The sequence below is a fragment of the Pedobacter sp. HMWF019 genome (genome assembly GCF_003061025.1).
In the GTDB taxonomy this organism is placed as follows: domain Bacteria; phylum Bacteroidota; class Bacteroidia; order Sphingobacteriales; family Sphingobacteriaceae; genus Pedobacter.
In genome coordinates this window covers 45058-63339 of sequence record NZ_QAIL01000024.1, presented here as the reverse complement: position 1 = coordinate 63339, position 18282 = coordinate 45058, and the positions used below count along the sequence as shown (strand labels likewise).

Sequence of the window (18282 nt, the reverse complement as noted above, 5' to 3'; positions counted from 1 at the left end):
ATCAGGAGGCCCAAAAAGGCCTCCTGATTTTTTTAGAGGTACTTACAGTTCAATTCCAGATCTTCAACAATCTCCTGATGAGGATGATTTCCCCGGTGTGGTACGCTGTATGGTCTGCAATCAATAAAGCTTCTCTAAAAAGACTCTGCCCGGTACCATGTGAGAGAGGTTCGAAAAGATCATTGTCTGTTGCTTTCAGAAACTGAATGAATCTTTCCCGGTCTTGCTTAATTTGCTGTAAAATATGATCCCAGGCCTGTCTGGAAATTGTATAATCACCGCTTATCCAGTAGCCCTCTGGCCATTTTGGAGAGACATGATGCGGGTTGATACAAAATTCAACAATATCCCATTGTGCTATTCGAATATGTTCGGCCAGCTGAAAGATATTGTAAGGCAGGTTTTCAGGGGTTAACCTCAGCTTATCTAAAGAAATATCTTTAACCGCCTCTTCAAATGTGACGTGAGCATTCCCTTTGGAAAGCAAATCATAAAGCTCTTTTATCAGTAATGACTTCTTTTGTTCCTCGTTCATGATGAAATAACATAAAGCAGAAATTTTAGTTTTCAGAGATGGGGTTATTCTTTTAGAAAGTATTAACTTGACCCTCCGTCTTGGAATTTTAAGACAACGCTTATCCATGCTCGTTATGAATCAAAAGAAGAACCTTCTGTTTCTTATACTCTTATTTATAAGTTCTTTAGCCCTGGCACAGGCACCACTGGCACTCCCGCAAATTGTAAACTATAGCTATGGACAATACAAAGGAGGAATTCAGAACTGGGATGTAGCCCAGGATCAAAATGGAATTCTTTATTTCGGTAATAATGATGGTCTGCTTACCTTCAATGGACGTTTCTGGAATATTTACCATTTGCCAAACTTTACCGTGGTCCGCTCGGTAAAGATCGATGCGAAAAACAGAATTTTTGTTGGAGGACAAGATGAAGCCGGCTATTTTTTTCCGAACGAAAATGGTGTGCTCACGTACCATTCTTTAATGCATTTGATCCCGGAAAAGGAGCGGAAATTTGCAGACATCTGGAATATTGTTATCCGGGGAGACGAAGTATTCTTTCGCTCATTGAGTAAGATCCTGCATTTTAAAGATAACCGCATCCGCATTTACAAACCAGAAACACAATGGGAATTCTTAGGAACCGGAAATAAGGAAGTCTATGCACAAGTAAAAGGGAAAGGACTGATGATCTATAAGAACGGCATCTGGCAGCCCTTATATAACCCTCCCGAATTGGACCATGCGGAGATCACCTCGATTCTCCCTTTTCGCAGGGATACTTTACTGGTTACCACATTGAAAACAGGGTTATTTAAAATGTCTTCGAAGGCACTTACTCCATTTGTAACAGAAGTAGACCATCTGTTCCATAATGACCGGATTTATTGTGCTACCCAGGTCAATTCCGAATGGTATGCCTTTGGAAGTACTTCTACCGGGATTTTGATCATTAACAAGAACGGAAAGATGATCCAGAAATACTCCTATGAAGAAGGACTTCAGAAGGACAACATCAGGGGATTACTGATCGATCAAAACAAAAGCCTTTGGGTTGCACTTGATGATGGTATAGATCTTATTGGTATCAATAGTGCAATTAAAACGGTATTCCCGGATAAAAATAAACAAGCAACCGGCTATGCGATTAACCTATTCAAAGACGTATTATATGTTGGAACCTCTAATGGTCTCTATGCATCAAAAGTTGATCCTGATCAGAAAGACATCAGTTTGTCAAAACGAGCATTTTATGAAGTAACAAATGCTAAAGGCCAGGTGTGGGGACTTCAGGAAATTAATGGTCAGTTATTGATGGGACATGAGGATGGTATTTTTCTTATAGAAGGGGTCAAAGCCAGGAAGATCACCTCCGCCGGAACCTGGTTGTTTCAACCGGTTTCCTGGGTTTATCCAGCTAAGGATATACTTGCAGGAAATTATTTTGGATTGCTGCATTTAAGTTTTAACGAAGGAAAATTTGAGAATAAAGGACAGCTGCCCGGTTATACAGATTCCTTCAGGTTTCTGGATTTTGATGCCGAAGAAAACACCGCATGGGTATCTCATCCCAACAGGGGGATTTATAAACTAAAAATAGCCCCAGATTACAGCCGGATCCTGAACAGCCGTATTTACGGGAAGCAGGATGGCTTGCCTTCTACTTTACATAATTATTTGTACCGGATCAAAAACCGAAGGATAATTTCCACTGAAAAGGGACTCTATGAATATGATCCAAAAAATGACTCCTTTAAACCCTCTCCCTTATTTAATGGCGCTTTGAAAAATATTCAGATTCAATACCTTAAAGAAGATAATCAAGGAAATGTATGGTTTGTTTCCAACAAACGGGTTGGGATTGTTGACTTTAGTCAGGCTTCAGCATCCAAGCCTTTTAATATTATTTATCTGCCAGAGCTTAATGAAAAAGTAGTGGGTGGTTTTGAGTCCATTTATCCTTTAAATGAAGAGAACATATTTATAGGGGCAAGCAAAGGCGCATTTCATATCAATTATAAAAAGTATAAAGAAAATACATTCAAACCAAACATTCTTCTTGGAGTAGTAAAGCTTTTTGGAAAGAAAGACAGTATCCTTTTTGGCGGTTATTTTATGAATGGAGATCAGGTTACCCGACAGCAGAACAGTAAGCACGTACTGCAACTTTCTCATGAACACAATTCCCTGCATTTTGAATATTCCTCTACATTATTTGAGCAACAGAACAATATTGAATTCAGTTATCAATTGGCAGGATTCGACAAATCCTGGTCAGAATGGAACGCAAAAAGTGAAAAGGACTATACCAATCTTCCTCCTGGAAATTATACTTTTAAGATTAAATCCAGAAATAACCTGGGCAGTGAATCTGAGGCATCAGCCTATCGGTTTGTGATACAACCAGCCTGGTACAGGAGCATTTGGGCCTATCTCCTTTATTTGATGGTTGCAATTGTAGGGATATATCTCTTGTTCAAATGGCAGAAAATAAAACATAAAAAAGCTCAGGAAAAACTCAGTTATCTACACCAGTTGGAAACGGATCGTAATGAGAAGCAAATTGCTGATCTGAAAAATGAAAAACTAGAAGCTGACATGAATTTTAAGAACAGAGAACTTGCTGCGATGACCATGCACCTGGTCGAGCGGGGTAAAGTCCTGTCCAGAATCAAAGATGTAATTTCTATGCTGGTTAAAAAGCATGATGTTCCAGACAATTCACAAAGCTTCCGGCACCTGTTGCGGCTCATCAGGGATGTAGAGAAGGGCGATCAGGACAGGGAACAGTTTACGCTTCATTTTAATAATGTGAATGATGATTTTTTCGGGAAGCTGAAAGACCTTTTTCCCGATCTTACCCCAAATGAACTCAAACTTTGCGCATACCTCAAGATGAACCTCTCCACCAAAGAGATTGCTCAACTGATGAACATTACTCCAAAAGCGGTAGAAGTGGGCCGGTACCGTTTGAGGAAAAAATTACAACTGGCAACCGAAGTTAACCTTTTCGATTTTTTGATGGATATTGCGAATCAAAAATGATTCTGATTTAATCTGTTGTTAATCAGTTGGTTGTTTTTTGTTTGTAGTGCTCATGTAGTGCTTACAATGTCTTTAGAAATGGGTTTCTGAACCCACTGTAGGGTTGGTGTAGTGTGGTTAAAAAATCAATTCACCTTCCGTACATGATACATTTGATCAAGCCAGATCCCCAAATCTGGTGAATGCCAAACCAAATTATAAACCTAAATCAAATTCGTATGAAAAGAAGAATTACACTCATTTTCTTCATTTCCTGTTTACTCCTTGTTCCCTTTCTGACCAATGCCCAGGGAATAAATGTGACGGGAAAAGTTACCGCTTCAGATGGAAATCCGCTTCCCGGGGTTTCTGTGAAGATACAGGGTACACAAAAAGGGGTTAGTACTAATGCAACCGGAGGTTTTGTAATCACAGTTCCCGGAAACAATTCAGTATTGGTCTTTTCCCAGATTGGAATGAAGGCCAAAACATTTACTGTAACAGGTAGCGGCCCGGTACAAATCGTATTGGAAGAAGAAGACAACAAACTTAACGAGGTAGTTGTGGTTGGCTATGGCACCCAAAAGAGGAGCCTGGTTACCGGAGCTATATCTTCCATTAAAGCAGAAGAATTGAAAACAGTTTCCTCCAGCAGGATTGACCAGGCCTTACAAGGCAGAACGGCAGGAGTTACGGTATCTCCCAATTCAGGAGCACCAGGTTCTGCCCTTAGCATTCGTGTAAGAGGAACTGGATCCAATAAAAGTTCTGAGCCACTTTATATCGTAGACGGCGTACGTGCAGGAGGAATAGAATATTTGGATCCTTCAGAGGTCAGTTCATTAGAGATTTTAAAAGATGCAGCATCTGCGGCAATATATGGTGCAGAAGGCGCCAATGGGGTGGTGATCATCACCACTAAATCGGGGAAGCCAAACACCATGGATGTAAATTATACCTTCCAGTTGGGCCAGCAGTCTGCCAGGAATTTTACCAAAATGATGAATGCACCTGAATACCAGCAATACATGAAAGAGGCAGGCCAAAATGCACCTACTGATGCCGAAGTTGCTGCGGTAGGCTTAGGGACAGACTGGACGAAAGAGGTTTTGAAAAATGCCCCTCAGCAACACCATACTTTAAACTTTAGCGGCGGAAATGAGAAGTCAACCTATTTACTTGGAGCAACCTATTTTACGCAACAAGGTATTGTTGGGGGCGACAAAGCCAAATTTGACCGTTATACATTCAGGATAAATTCAGATCATAAAATGAAATCCTGGCTTAAAGTGGGGGAACGCTTGTCCTACTCCAACTTTACGAGCCGCGGCATTCCTGAGAATACCGAATATGGATCTGTAATTGGAAGTATGATGGCATTTGATCCCATTACGCCGGTTACCTATACAGGAGCATTACCTGCTCATGTTCAAAACGCAATTAATGCAGGTAATCCACTGGTAAAGGATGCTAATGGCAATTACTATGGCATTTCCAGATTTATCCAGGGAGAATATGGAAATCCACTGGCACAGATAGAAACCACCCATACTCAAACTACACAAAATAAGGTAGTTGGGAATATGTTTGCCGATGTTACCCCTCTGGAAGGTTTAACTTTCACTACCCGTTTTGGTATTGATGCTGCCTTTGTAAGAAACCATGCATGGAATCCAAAAACATGGTATTCCAGTGAAAAATTGAACAACATAACCAACGGTTCAGACTATCAGAATAATTATTTCAATTGGCAATGGGAAAACTTTGTGACCTATTCAAAAAGAATTAATGAGCATAATTTTAGTGTAATGGCCGGTACATCTGCGCTAAAAAAAATGTACAATAATCTTGGCGGAAGCTATTCTGGAATCTTTAAAGACCAGGATAAGTGGGCTTATCCGGATTTTGTACAGGATACGCCAGATAAATTGGCAAAAATATATGGACAGTACAATAATTCTACACTTGTATCTTATTATGGAAGGCTAAACTATGATTATAAAGACCGGTATTTAATTTCGGCTACGGTTAGAAAAGATGGATCTTCTCTATTTGCAGCTGGTCACAAATGGGGTACTTATCCGTCGGTATCAGCAGGCTGGATCCTGTCCAAAGAGGACTTTTTTGCTGAAAATGTTTCCAGTGTTATAAATTATGCCAAATTAAGAGCAAGCTGGGGTCAAAACGGAAGTTTATCCAATGTGGCAATTGGAGAGTATTTAAACTCGATATCGCAGGATTCTAAATATACAGATGCCAACGGAAACTTTGTGCTTGGAGCCTCACCAACCAATTTACCCAATTTTGATCTGACCTGGGAAAAAAGTGAGCAACTTGACTTTGGGGCAGATTTTAATTTTATGAACAACCGTTTTACACTATCCGTAGATTGGTACAAAAAGACAACAAAAGATCTACTGACGTTTGGTGCGAACCCCTATTTTGTTGGAAATGTTTTAAATACAGTAAACAGTGGTGATGTAGAAAACAAGGGTTGGGAATTTGAATTCAGTTATAATAATGGAAATGATCATGCCTTTAAATATGAAATTGGCGCTAATTTAAGTACTTACAAAAATAAGGTAACCAGAACCAACCCGCTCTACCCGGTTATTGACGGCGCGGGCGTTGGTACAGGATGGACGGCTACCCGTTTTGAAGCAGGACTTCCAATCTGGTATTTCAGGGGATATAAAACGGATGGAATTTTCCAGAACCAGGCACAAATAGACCAATACATTGCCCAAAATAAGCTGACTGGTTATAAACCTAAACCAGGAGATCCTGTTATTTTAGACACGAATAAGGACGGACAGATTTCGGATACTGATCAAACCTATATCGGTGATGCAGTTCCAGACTTTACTTACGGGCTTCGGTTAAACTTCAGCTATAAAGGATTTGATTTTTTAACCTTTATTCAAGGATCCAAAGGAAATCAGGTGTTAATGGGATTTGTAAGGAATGACCGCAGGACATCCAATAAACCAGAATTTTTCTATACAGACCGCTGGACCGGAGATGGCAGTACCAATAATTTCTTTAGTGCAAATGCCGATGCTAAAGCTTATAACAGTGATAAAATGGTTTTCGATGGGTCTTTTGCCCGGATTCGCCAGTTACAACTCGGTTATACCCTTCCAAATTCTATCTCCAGCAAATTAAAGATTAAAAATGCGAGGATCTATGTTTCACTCGATGACTTTTTCACTTTCACCAAATACAAAGGCTTAGATCCGGAAGGAGGAAACGCAGGCGGTAACAGTCTTGGAATTGACAGAGGTACTTATCCAACTGCGAGAAAAGCATTGGCAGGCATCTCATTTACTTTTTAACTAAGATAATCGAATCATGAACAGAACAATTATAAAAATGATCCTGTTTTGTACAGCTGCTACCTTGATCTTCAGCGGCTGCAAAAAAAGTTTTCTAGATCAGGAAATTCCAGGAAAACTATCAGAAGATGAATTCTATAAAACAGATGCTGATGCCAATCTGGCCATTATTGCCGTATATGATATTATGCAGTCTGATTATTGGAACGGCGGATGGAATAGCATGCTGATGTTAAAAATAATGCCTTCAGATGAAAGCAATGCTGGAGGAGCTAATGATGGCGATCAGCCAGGCTATCAGGATCTGGACAAATACAGAGCAACCCCTCAAAATGACAAGGTTTCTAAAACCTGGCAAAAATGTTATATGGCAGTTTACCGGGCAAATAAAATCATCAATAAAGTTCAGCCAGAATCCGACATTAGAAAAAGGGTTATTGCGGAGGCCAAATTTTTACGGGCGTATAATTATTTCGATCTTGTTACCTTATGGGGAGATGTACCCTTGGTTACTGGCGATATAGACCCAGCTCAATACTCCACTACAGGCCGTAAAGCAAAAGCAGAGATTTACAAACTCATTGAAGCGGATTTGAAACAAGCCATAGATGCGCTGCCTTTAAAAAGCGCATACGGTGCTGCAGATAAATTCCGGGCTTCAAAAGGTGCAGCACAAGCCTTGCTTGGGAAAGCTTATTTGTATCAGCAAAACTGGACAGAAGCCGTGAAGTACCTGAATGACGTGATCAATTCTAAAGAGTATGACCTGGAATCCAGTACGGCCTTTGCTTTCTCCAAAAAAGGAGAGTTTGGGAAAGAATCCTTGTTTGAGATCTCTTATTCAAATGTATCTGCCTATGATTACGGAAATTTCCCCTGGAGCAAGACACCGGAGAGTAATATTCATATTCAGCTTTGGGGTCCAAGAGCAGATGCGCCTTATGTAATGGCACCAGGAGATTCTTTATTAGGTGGATGGGGTATGAACCTGGCCAAACGAAAATTGTATAATGCCTTTGTTGCTGCGGGTGACGTGACCAGAAGAAAGAATACCATTATGTCTATCGAAGAACTTAAAGCGGCAGGAGGAAATTTCCCTTCAACCGGAATTTATGATTTTGATGGTTGTTTTCAAAGGAAATATGGTTCTTATGCCAGCCAGTCCGGAGGTACGGTTGCTGAATTAAATTACGGAACCAACTGGCGGTTTATGCGCTATGCTGATGTATTGCTGATGGCTGCAGAAGCAGATTACCGGGCAGGAGATGAACCTGGCTCGAGAAGGGAACTTAAAAAGGTCCGTGACCGTTCTGGAATGCCGGAGGTAACAGCTAGTGGTACAGCCTTGTTCCAGGCTATTGTTACCGAAAGACAATTGGAACTGGCCTTTGAAGGCTTTCGTTTCCTTGACCTGGTACGGTGGGGACTGGCCGAGCAGGAACTAGGACCATTGGGCTTTACAAAGAACAAACACGAACTGCTTCCTATTCCTGCAAACGACGTAACGACAGGTAAATTGACACAAAATCCAGGATATTAATCAGGCCGGAGGGCATTTTTTAATGCCCTCCGCCTTACATTTGCCCAGAATTATTATTTATTATACTTAGATACATGAAGCAATTTTTTTTAGCCCTTGTCCTGGTACCCTCACTTTTAATGGCACAAAGCCGGGGAGAAGGAGAAAAGTCCGTAACCGTTTACACTACGGCAGACCAAACAGAACTCCGGATTTCAGAAACAGAAAAACTACATTTTAAAACCTTTAAACAGCCAATGGAGACACAGATCAGTGTCTTTGTCGATCCTTCAAAAACCTTTCAGACCTTTATGGGAATTGGAGGAGCTTTAACAGACGCATCTGCAGAGACTTTTGCTAAACTACCTAAGGCAGCGCAGAAAGAATTTTTAACGGCTTATTACAGCAAGGATAAAGGAATCGGTTATACCTTAGCCAGGACCTCTATTGCAAGTAGTGACTTTTCTACAGAAAGCTATGGATATCTGGCAGAAAATGATGCAAGTTTAAAATCATTCAATGTCAGTCACGATAAGAAATACCGTATTCCTTTTATTAAACAGGCTATTGAAGCTGCCGGTGGAAAACTGCCTTTATATGTAAGCCCGTGGAGTCCACCTGCCTGGATGAAGGACAACAACAATGTACTACAGGGAGGAAAACTGAAACCGGAATTCAGACAAAGCTGGGCCAACCACTATGTCAAATTTATCAAAACCTATGAAGCATTGGGAATTCCGGTTTGGGGTTTAACGGTACAAAATGAACCTATGGCCAAACAAAAATGGGAATCCTGTATCTATACAGCAGAGGAAGAAAGGGATTTCATCAAAAATTTCTTAGGGCCGACGCTTCACAAAGAAGGTTTGGCAGATAAGAAACTGATTGCCTGGGACCACAACCGTGACTTGATTTTTCAACGTGCCAGTACCTTGCTGGAAGATGCAGACGCAGCTAAATATGTTTGGGGTATAGGTTATCACTGGTATGAAACCTGGACCGGGGCCGGAATGCAGTTTGAAAACCTGAAGCGGGTTGCAGAAGCTTTTCCGGATAAACACCTGATCTTTACCGAAGGCTGTGAAGAAAAATTTGACCCTAGCAGGTTAAAAGACTGGGCGCTGGGCGAGCGGTATGGCTATTCCATGATCAATGACTTTAACGCTGGTACAGTAGCCTGGACAGATTGGAATGTATTATTAGATGAAAACGGTGGCCCCAACCATGTGGGGAATTTTTGTTTCGCACCTATACATGCCGACACAAAAACAGGAAAGCTGGTCTATACCAATGCCTATTATTACATCGGTCAGTTTTCAAAGTTCATTCAAAACGGAGCAAAAAGAATTTCCAGCTCTTCAAGCCGCGACAATCTGTTAACCACTTCTTTCCTAAACCCCGACGGGTCAGTAGTTGTCGTAGTGATGAACCACTCAGACAAGGCAGTACCTTATTACATTTGGATGAAAGGCGAAGCTGCTGAAACGACCAGCATGCCGCATTCCATCAGTACCTTAATTATTAAATAAATGAACATGAACCAGATCAGGAAAGTTGCGCTGGCCCTTTCCTTTTATACGCTCCTATGCGCTCTTCCTTTGTATACAAATGCACAAGGTTTCTTAAAGGCGGATGGGAAAAAAATAGTGGATGAGAAGGGGAAAGAAGTTTTGCTCCGGGGCGTTGGTCTTGGAGGCTGGATGGTACAGGAAGGCTATATGCTGGGCCTTCAACAGGAAGGGCAGCAATATAAGATCAGAGAAAGGATCCAATCCTTAATCGGCGAGACAGAAACAGCAAGATTTTATGAAGGCTGGCTCAGTAACCATACCACAAGGCAAGACATCAAGGCCATGAAGTCCTGGGGTTTCAATTCTGTCCGTTTGCCCATGCATTATGACCTGTATACTTTGCCTATAGAAAAGGAACCTGTATCTGGAAAAGACACCTGGCTGGAGAAAGGCTTTGCCTTAACAGACAGCCTTCTGAACTGGTGCAGGGAAAACCAGATGTACCTGATCCTGGACCTTCATGCGGCTCCTGGCGGGCAGGGAAATGACCTGAATATCGCCGATCGGAACCCGGATCATCCTTCTTTATGGGACAGCAAGGAGAATCAACGTAAAACCGTAGCCCTCTGGAAGAAACTTGCAGAAAGGTACGTTTCAGAACCATGGATTGGCGGTTACGATATTCTCAACGAGCCCAACTGGGGATTCGAGGATCAAAAAAATGATGCTCATGGCACAAAGGAACAAAAGAATACGCTTTTAAAAGATGTACTCATAGACATTACGAAAGGCATCCGGGGAGTGGATCAAAAACACCTGATCATTATTGAAGGGAATGGCTGGGGAAACAATTACAATGGCATGCTCCCTCTATCGGACAACAATATGGTATTGAGCTTTCACCGCTATTGGAATTTTAACAATGCAGAATCCATTAAAGGTATTCTTGAAAAGCGTGATCAATACAAGATACCAGTTTGGGTTGGTGAGACAGGGGAGAACTCCAACGTTTGGTTTACAGAGTCCATCTCGCTGCTGGAAAAAAATGACATCGGCTGGTGCTGGTGGCCTTTAAAAAAATTAGGTTTTAATAACCCGTTGGAAGTTCCGTCTAATCCCGACTATCAGCAGGTATTGGCTTACTGGAACAAAAAGGGCCCTGAGACCTCCAAAGAAACCGCTCTTAAAGGCTTAACGCAATTGAAAAACGATCTGAAGTTTGGCCATAATCTCCAACATCCTGATGTGATTGATGCCATGTTCAGACAGGTAAACACCACTTCTACAAGGCCATTCAAAAACTGGGTGTTAAAAGAAAAGGGAAACCTGGAGATCCCGGCAGTAGATTATGACTTTGGAAGAAACGGCTATGCCTATTTTGATAAAGACACAGCCGATTACCACAGTTCGACAGGCGTGACCACTGCAGGCAATCGGGGAAGAGTATATAGAAACGATGGGGTAGACATCAAAAGGGAATCCGGAAACCAGTTTTATGTAAGCGACACGGAAGAAGGAGAGTGGCTTCAGTATACTTTTACAGCAGAGAAAACCGGGCTTTACACGATTGCATTAGAGACCTCTTCTAAAGGTAAAGCTGTTCTGACAGTTGATGGCCGGAAACAAACAGATATTCCATCCAAAGTTAAACTGAGCAAAGGAACACATCAATTAAGAATTCTCATCGAACAAGGCGGTATAGATTTGAAGAAAATTACTTTATCTGCATTTTAATTGAAAAGATATCGGTTTTATCACCGATATCTTTTCATAATTCAAATAATTGTCCTTACTTGGTACATATTTTATATTTTCAGGTAAAATGGATGTAGGAATTATTGGATTAGGAGACATGGGTAAATTGTATGCGAAGTGTTTTGCAAAGGCAGGATATCACGTATATGGTTCTGATTTACCACAGTTCAGAGAGAGGTTAAAAGAAGAGCTTGAGCCTTTTGGCATTGCCGTTTTGGAAGATGGTCATGCGGTATCCCGCAGATGTGATGTCATTATTTATGCTGTAGAAGCAGAAAAAATAGCAGAGGTCCTCAGTCAATATGGATCTTCGACTAAGTTCGGTGCCATTGTTGGTGGACAGACCTCCATCAAACATCCGGAAATAGCTGCGTTTGAACGGTACCTGCCCGCAGATGTAAATATCGTTACCTGTCATTCTCTCCATGGCCCCGCCTTTGATCCGGTAGGTCAAACTTTGATCATTATTCCTCACCGTACCACTAAAGAAGCCTACCAGCGAATGACAGACCTACTGTCTTCCCTAGGATCCGATATGGTAGAAATCCCGGATTTTCATGTTCACGACCAGATTGTAGCCGATACACAGGCAGCAACGCATGTCGGTTTTGAAAGTATGGGCACCGCCTGGAAAGAGGCCGGTTTCTTCCCTTGGGAAAATGACTCTTATATTGGAGGCATTGATAATGTAAAGATTCTGACCACCTTAAGGATCTTCAGTTATAAAGCGCATATCTATGGTGGTTTAGCCATTCTCAATCCCTATGCCCGCCAGCAAGTTAAACGTTATGCGCAGTCCGAATCAGAGCTGTTCAAGCTCATGATTATGGAAGAAGAAGCCCAATTCAGGACGCGCCTGTATAAAGCCAGAGATTTTATTTTCCATGAAGATCAAAAGCCCCTGTTACTAGACGACAAAGTCATGAAAGAATTTTCGCTGGCCGGTAGCCCAGGTACAAGAAAACCCAATTCCCACCTGAGTCTGCTCAGTATGGCCGACGCCTGGTACAGCCTGGGCGTAAACCCCTATGATAACCTGATCTGTCAAACACCTCCGTTCAAATTGAGATTAGGCATTGTAGAATACCTTTTCAGAAATGAAGAATTGCTGGAAGAATCCATTACTGCTGCACTGTATGATAAGAAAATCCGTGCAGACGATCTGGAATTTCATTCGGCAGTAAGGGAATGGTCCTCTATTATTGGCTATGGCGATATGGAAGGGTATAAACAACATTTTGAGCAGACCAAGCAGTTTTTCGGTGACAGGCTTGAACAAGGCCGGCAGCAGAGCACAGAAATGATCAGAAGGCTGAATATGGACTAATTTTATATAAGACTTTTATTTTTATGCCAGCAAAGAGATTCAGAAAACATTACCGCCGCGCCCGATATGTTCTATACCGGGAAACCCTGATTGATACCAAGGAGCATATTTTAACTTTCCTGGGGTCATTTACAGGAATTGCCTTGATCTGTTTGCTGAACAGTAAGTATTTTGTGGCCAGCGATAACCTGTTTCTGCTGGCCTCTTTCGGTGCCTCTTCTGTATTGATTTATGGTATTATCAACAGCCCTCTTGCACAACCCAGGAATTTAATTGGGGGCCATGTGGTGTGTGCCTTGGTTGGGGTCACTGTGCATAAACTGATCCCAGGCGAAATCTGGCTGGCCTGTGCCTTATCTGTATCCATTTCTATCGTATTGATGCAGGTAACTAAAACTCTGCATCCACCGGGAGGAGCAACGGCCTTACTGGCCAATGTTGGCGGGAAAAAGATCCTGGATATGGGTTATCTTTTTGTACTTACGCCCGTACTCAGTGGTGTTTTGATCCTTTTGGCTGTGGCGCTGGTCTTTAATAATCTTCGCCACCGGAGGTATCCTAATCATGGCTGGTTCAGTAAAAAAAGATAAATATATTCCAATGAAGAAACTGATTTTAAGCATACTTCTTGTGAGTTGTTCCTTGGGCGTATTTGCTCAGGATATAGACTATGCCAGAAAGGTTGTAAAGACCCTGGCCTCCCCAGCTTTTAAAGGTCGGGGATATGCGGAAAAGGGCGACCAGATCGCCTCAGCATTTATAGCCGGAGAATTTAAAAAATCAGGTCTGCTCCCCTTGAACGGAAACTCCTATTTTCAGGATTTTGATCTTTCTGTAAATACTTTTCCCGGCGAAGTGGAGGTTGAGCTTAACGGAAAAAAATTAAGGGCGGGAGCCGACTATCTGGTAGAAGCCTCCAGTCCCCCTGTTCAGGGGCGTTTTCAGGTGATCACAGTAGACCGGGCTTTGCTGAACAGTGTAGAAAAAGTACTTGATTTAGTAGAAAAAGCAAAAGACGCCTTTATACTGCTGAACGATCAGGCTAATCCTTCAGAAGAAGGACCCGAAGAAAAAAAAATGATCTCTCAGGCCATAGAAGCCTTGAAATACGATGAGAATTTAAAATTTAAAGGACTTATCGTTTGTACATCCGATAAATTGACCTGGACTACTTTATCTTTCCAAACCATCCGTCCAGTCATTGTGGTGAATAAGAAAGGTCTTGATCCAAAAAGTATCCAGAATATAACGCTCAACATTGATAGCCGTTTTATCCCGAAATACACCACCAGAAATGTAGTCGGAATGCTTAAAGGAACATCCGGATCTGATTCCACATTGGTGATCTCGGCACATTTTGACCACCTGGGGCTAATGGGTAACAAGGTCTATTTTCCCGGGGCTAACGATAATGCGAGCGGAACAGCTATGTTGCTGAGTTTCGTAAAGGAGTATGCCCGGCAGCCTCCGAAATACAATACCGTATTTTTGGCCTTCTCCGGAGAGGAAATTGGACTTCTGGGTTCAAAAGCATTTGTTGAACACCCGCTTACCGATCTGAAGAAAATTAAATTCCTGGTGAATTTTGACCTGGCCGGAACAGGAGAGGAGGGCATTAAAGTTGTAAATGGTAGTATTTTCAAGGCTCAGTTTGACCGTTTGACGAAACTCAATCAGCTGGATCATCTGCTGCCTAAAGTAGAGATCAGAGGCGCTGCCTGCATCAGTGACCATTGCCGGTTCTACGAAAAAGGCGTTCCATCATTCTTCATTTATACCCAAGGCGGGATTAAAGCCTACCACGACATCTACGATCGGCCGGAAACTTTGCCGTTAACAGAATTCTCGCATTATTTCCAGTTGATGCAAAGATTTTTTGCAGGTTTTTAAACTATCTTTGCCGCTCAAAACCAAACCACTATCATGCGTTTACGTGATCTGATTTTTTCTGCAGTTTTAGCGAGCCTCAGCATACCAGTGCTTGCACAACAGGAAAATAAAATACAGTCTAATAAGGATACCATCAATAACCTAAATGAGGTGATGGTTAAAGAAAACAGGCTTAAACTGCCTTTCTCCAAACAAAACCGGAACATTTGGATCATCGATAGCGAGAAGATCAAAAGCTTGCCTGCCAGATCTGTTAGCGAGCTGCTGAGTTATGTTTCTGGGGTGGACGTCCGCCAGCGGGGTCCTGGTGGTACACAAGCGGACATCAGCATGGATGGAGGAACCTTTGACGAGACACTGGTTCTGATTAATGGCATTAAAGTTTCGGATCCGCAAACCGGACATAATATGATGAATCTGCCCATTACCATGGAGGATATTGATCATATTGAAGTTTTGCGTGGTTCGGCCTCCCGAATCTATGGCATCAATGCCCTCACCGGGGCCATCAATATCGTTACCCGCAACCCTCAAAAAACAGGGGTGTCAGCCAATCTGTTTTCAGGAAGCAGTTTCAAGAAGGACGAAGTTTCCGGGAATACCTATGCCAATTATGGCATTCATGCCAGTGGAACACTGGTGCAAAATGGGGCGAGTCATTTATTGTCCCTTGCTCAGGAAGCCGGGAATGGTTACCGTTACAATACAGCCTTTAATAATCAAAAAGTATACTATCAGGGGAAATTGCCAGTTGGAAAGACAGACGTCCTGGACCTGCTGGCCGGCTACACACATAATAACTTTGGCGCAAACGGATATTATTCCGCTCCTGGCGACAAAGAATCTGAAGAGACGGTAAAAACAGCCCTGGCTTCTGTTTCTTATACCACAAAGCTGAGTGACAACTGGACTATGGTGCCCAGGATCAGTTACCGGAACAATGTAGATGACTATTTGTACATTAAACAAACTCCCGATAAGTTCCATAACCATCACCAGACGAATGTTTTTGATGCAGAACTGAACAATACCATTCAAACCCATATCGGTACCTTTGGACTCGGACTGGAAGCCCGTACGGAGAACATCAATAGTACGAATCTGGGTAAAAGGGACCGCCGTAATGCAGGCATCTTTGGAGAATACAAATTTGAGCCTTTAAAACGGTTGCTGATCAACGCCGGGGCATATGTCAATTACAATTCTGATTATGGCTGGCAGGCCTTTCCTGGCTTAGACGCCGGCTATAATTTTTACGGTAACTGGAGGCTTTTTGCGAATCTGGGGACCGGTCAGCGCTTACCTACTTACACCGATCTGTACTATAAAGGACCTACCAATATTGGTAACGACCAACTTCAGCCTGAAAAATCGAAATACGCAGAAGGAGGTGTAAAATTTAATAATGAAAAGCTGGCCCTAAATGCCAGTTATTTTATAAGAAGGATAGATAATTTTATTGACTGGGTCAAAGCACAACAAACGGATCCATGGCAGCCGCAGAACTTTAGTCAGGTCAATACCAAAGGCTTTACCCTGAGTGCTGATTATACCCTTAAAACGATGACAACAGATGTGTTAAGCAGTTTTAGACTGGGTGTTTCCTATACAAACCTCGATCCTAGTTTTAAAACGACGCTTGCAACAGCTAATTTCTCCCGCTATGCGTTGGAAAGTTTAAGGAACCAGCTTAGTGGAACCCTAAATGCAGAGTTCTATAACCTGGTTGCGGTAACGCTTACCGCGCGTTACAACCAACGGATCAATTATAAAGATTATACCGTTATGGACACCAGGATAACTTTTAAACAAAAGCATTATAGTATTTATGCCGATGGGGCGAATCTCTTTAATGTGCAGTATATAGAAGCCGGAGCTGTACCTATGCCAGGTTCCTGGTTTACTTTAGGCATAAAAGCAGGAATTTAATTCCTGCTTTTATTTTTTTAGAATCCTCTTGTTTTCTACCGAAACAAGTGAACCTTCGGCGAGCATGACTGAATCCGGTTTTCTTTCATTTAAAAAGGCGAAATCAGCGCCGTAATTCAGCTCAAAATCGACATTAATCTTGTAATTTGTTACCGTATAATGCATCCATCTTGGATGTTTGACTTCATACTCGTAAGTCTTTGCTTTATTAAAAAGCGCGTAACCCCAATAATGCTCTGTAATAAATTCTACTTTGCTTCCTGGCGCTATTGCCAGGAGGACTTGGCTGCTGCAAAGTTCAAAGCTTTGCCAGGAGTCTTTGTTTTTCCAGTGATAAGCAACTTTTAACTCCCCTTGATCTTCCGTCCAAGCATGTTTCATCGGCATGCACTGATAATTCTCCCTGTAAAAGAGATTCGCAATAAAAGCCAGTGCATATTTTGGAACGATTTCTTTAATGAATACGACCCCGCGCTTCCAGACATCACCTTCTTTACGACGTACATAGAAGCGTAGATTGACCTCTTCAAAATGAGCGTGAAAGGGAACCTGAATCCCTTTTAAGCGGGTATTTTTAAATAAAAATCCAATCAAGCTCACATAACATTTGCCTTCCCAAAGATCCAGCTCGGTTCCATAGGGGAGATATTTGGATAGAATGTGAGGTTCTATGCTGTAGTTTGCAATGGCCAGCCTTCTCCATTCGGCAGTAAGAAAGCTTCCCATTGGTTATTTTTTTAATTCCATTTTCTTTGTGCCAGTCGCGTATAATATACCGCCAAGTACATGTTTAAGGAACAGAGGATCTGTATAAGAATCTTCCATATGACCTAATCCTGTATAAAAGGCTCTGCCGCCATCAAAATCATGGTACCAGGCAAAGGGATGCGGATCACCATTGATGCCGCCTGTATAAGTCTTTTCATCCAGGGTCATCAAGATATGAAGGTCAGTTTGTATCTCTTTGAAATTATACCATTCGTCCTTTCTTTTCCATTCAAGGGGAAAATGTCTGGTGGCAATTGTATTTGGGTCAACGACGTGAAGGACGGCCTCTTGTTGCGCCGGGTGACTAACGAAATAAGCACCAACGAGCTTTCCATACCAGGGCCAGCCATACTCAGTATCTGAAGCGGCATGTATGCCAACAAAGCCACCTCCCTGATGTATATAATCCTCAAAGGCTTTTTGCTGCTGTTCATCCAGAACATCGCCAGTGGTGCTCAGGAAGACAACAGCGGCATATCTTTTTAAGTTTTTCAGTGTAAACTGGCTGGCATCGGTAGTGGTATCTGCCAAAAATTTATGCTCAGCAGACAGTTTCTGCAACGCAGGAAAACCATTGGCAATGGATTGATGATGGTAACCCGCCGTTTTTGCAAAAATGAGCAAACGTTTTTGAGCAAAAGAAGCCGTGCAGTGAAAAAACAGAAGTAGGATTAAGATTCTCATAATTAAAGATGCATAAATAATT

The 18282-nt window shown here is 42.1% G+C and carries 12 protein-coding genes; 9 read left to right on the top strand and 3 right to left on the bottom strand.

The annotated features are described in order from the left end of the window. Positions 1 to 49: 49 nt before the first annotated feature. Positions 50 to 535, bottom strand: a complete 486-nt coding sequence (locus DBR11_RS01440; RefSeq protein ID WP_108549819.1) for a DinB family protein — start codon at positions 533 to 535, stop codon at positions 50 to 52. Positions 536 to 650: 115 nt separating this feature from the next. Between DBR11_RS01440 and DBR11_RS01435 the strand changes: the two genes are divergently transcribed. From DBR11_RS01435 to DBR11_RS01395, 9 genes are all read left to right on the top strand, one after another. Next, on the top strand, positions 651 to 3563 hold the full coding sequence (locus tag DBR11_RS01435) for a triple tyrosine motif-containing protein (RefSeq protein ID WP_108549818.1): 2913 nt from the start codon (positions 651 to 653) through the stop codon (positions 3561 to 3563). 218 nt (positions 3564 to 3781) lie between these two features. Beyond that, positions 3782 to 6877 (top strand): TonB-dependent receptor, encoded by a 3096-nt coding sequence (locus DBR11_RS01430; protein ID WP_108549854.1) that lies wholly within the window; start codon positions 3782 to 3784, stop codon positions 6875 to 6877. 16 nt (positions 6878 to 6893) lie between these two features. Next, complete coding sequence (locus DBR11_RS01425) at positions 6894 to 8417, top strand: RagB/SusD family nutrient uptake outer membrane protein (RefSeq protein ID WP_233260609.1); 1524 nt, start codon at positions 6894 to 6896, stop codon at positions 8415 to 8417. Positions 8418 to 8491: 74 nt separating this feature from the next. Next, positions 8492 to 9925 (top strand): glycoside hydrolase family 30 beta sandwich domain-containing protein, encoded by a 1434-nt coding sequence (locus DBR11_RS01420; protein WP_108549817.1) that lies wholly within the window; start codon positions 8492 to 8494, stop codon positions 9923 to 9925. Between the two features lie 6 nt (positions 9926 to 9931). Continuing rightward, complete coding sequence (locus tag DBR11_RS01415) at positions 9932 to 11641, top strand: cellulase family glycosylhydrolase (RefSeq protein ID WP_108549852.1); 1710 nt, start codon at positions 9932 to 9934, stop codon at positions 11639 to 11641. An 88-nt stretch (positions 11642 to 11729) separates the two neighbouring features. Beyond that, a complete protein-coding gene (locus tag DBR11_RS01410; protein ID WP_108549816.1) occupies positions 11730 to 12989 on the top strand; it encodes a prephenate dehydrogenase in 1260 nt (419 codons plus the stop codon). A gap of 23 nt (positions 12990 to 13012) precedes the next feature. Beyond that, entirely contained in the window at positions 13013 to 13579 is a 567-nt protein-coding gene (locus DBR11_RS01405) for an HPP family protein (RefSeq protein ID WP_108549815.1), read from the top strand. Positions 13580 to 13589: 10 nt separating this feature from the next. After that, on the top strand, positions 13590 to 14879 hold the full coding sequence (locus tag DBR11_RS01400) for a M28 family metallopeptidase (RefSeq protein ID WP_108549851.1): 1290 nt from the start codon (positions 13590 to 13592) through the stop codon (positions 14877 to 14879). A gap of 33 nt (positions 14880 to 14912) precedes the next feature. Next, positions 14913 to 16808, top strand: coding sequence for a TonB-dependent siderophore receptor (locus DBR11_RS01395; RefSeq protein ID WP_108549814.1), 1896 nt, complete (start codon positions 14913 to 14915; stop codon positions 16806 to 16808). A 9-nt stretch (positions 16809 to 16817) separates the two neighbouring features. Here the strand turns inward: DBR11_RS01395 and DBR11_RS01390 are convergent, their stop codons facing one another. Then, the gene (locus DBR11_RS01390) at positions 16818 to 17534 is read right to left on the bottom strand and encodes a YqjF family protein (protein ID WP_108549813.1); all 717 of its coding nucleotides are present in this window, start codon (positions 17532 to 17534) and stop codon (positions 16818 to 16820) included. A gap of 3 nt (positions 17535 to 17537) precedes the next feature. Beyond that, positions 17538 to 18260: a ThuA domain-containing protein gene (locus DBR11_RS01385; protein ID WP_108549812.1), complete on the bottom strand. Its 723-nt coding sequence runs from the start codon at positions 18258 to 18260 to the stop codon at positions 17538 to 17540. Positions 18261 to 18282 lie beyond the last annotated feature (22 nt).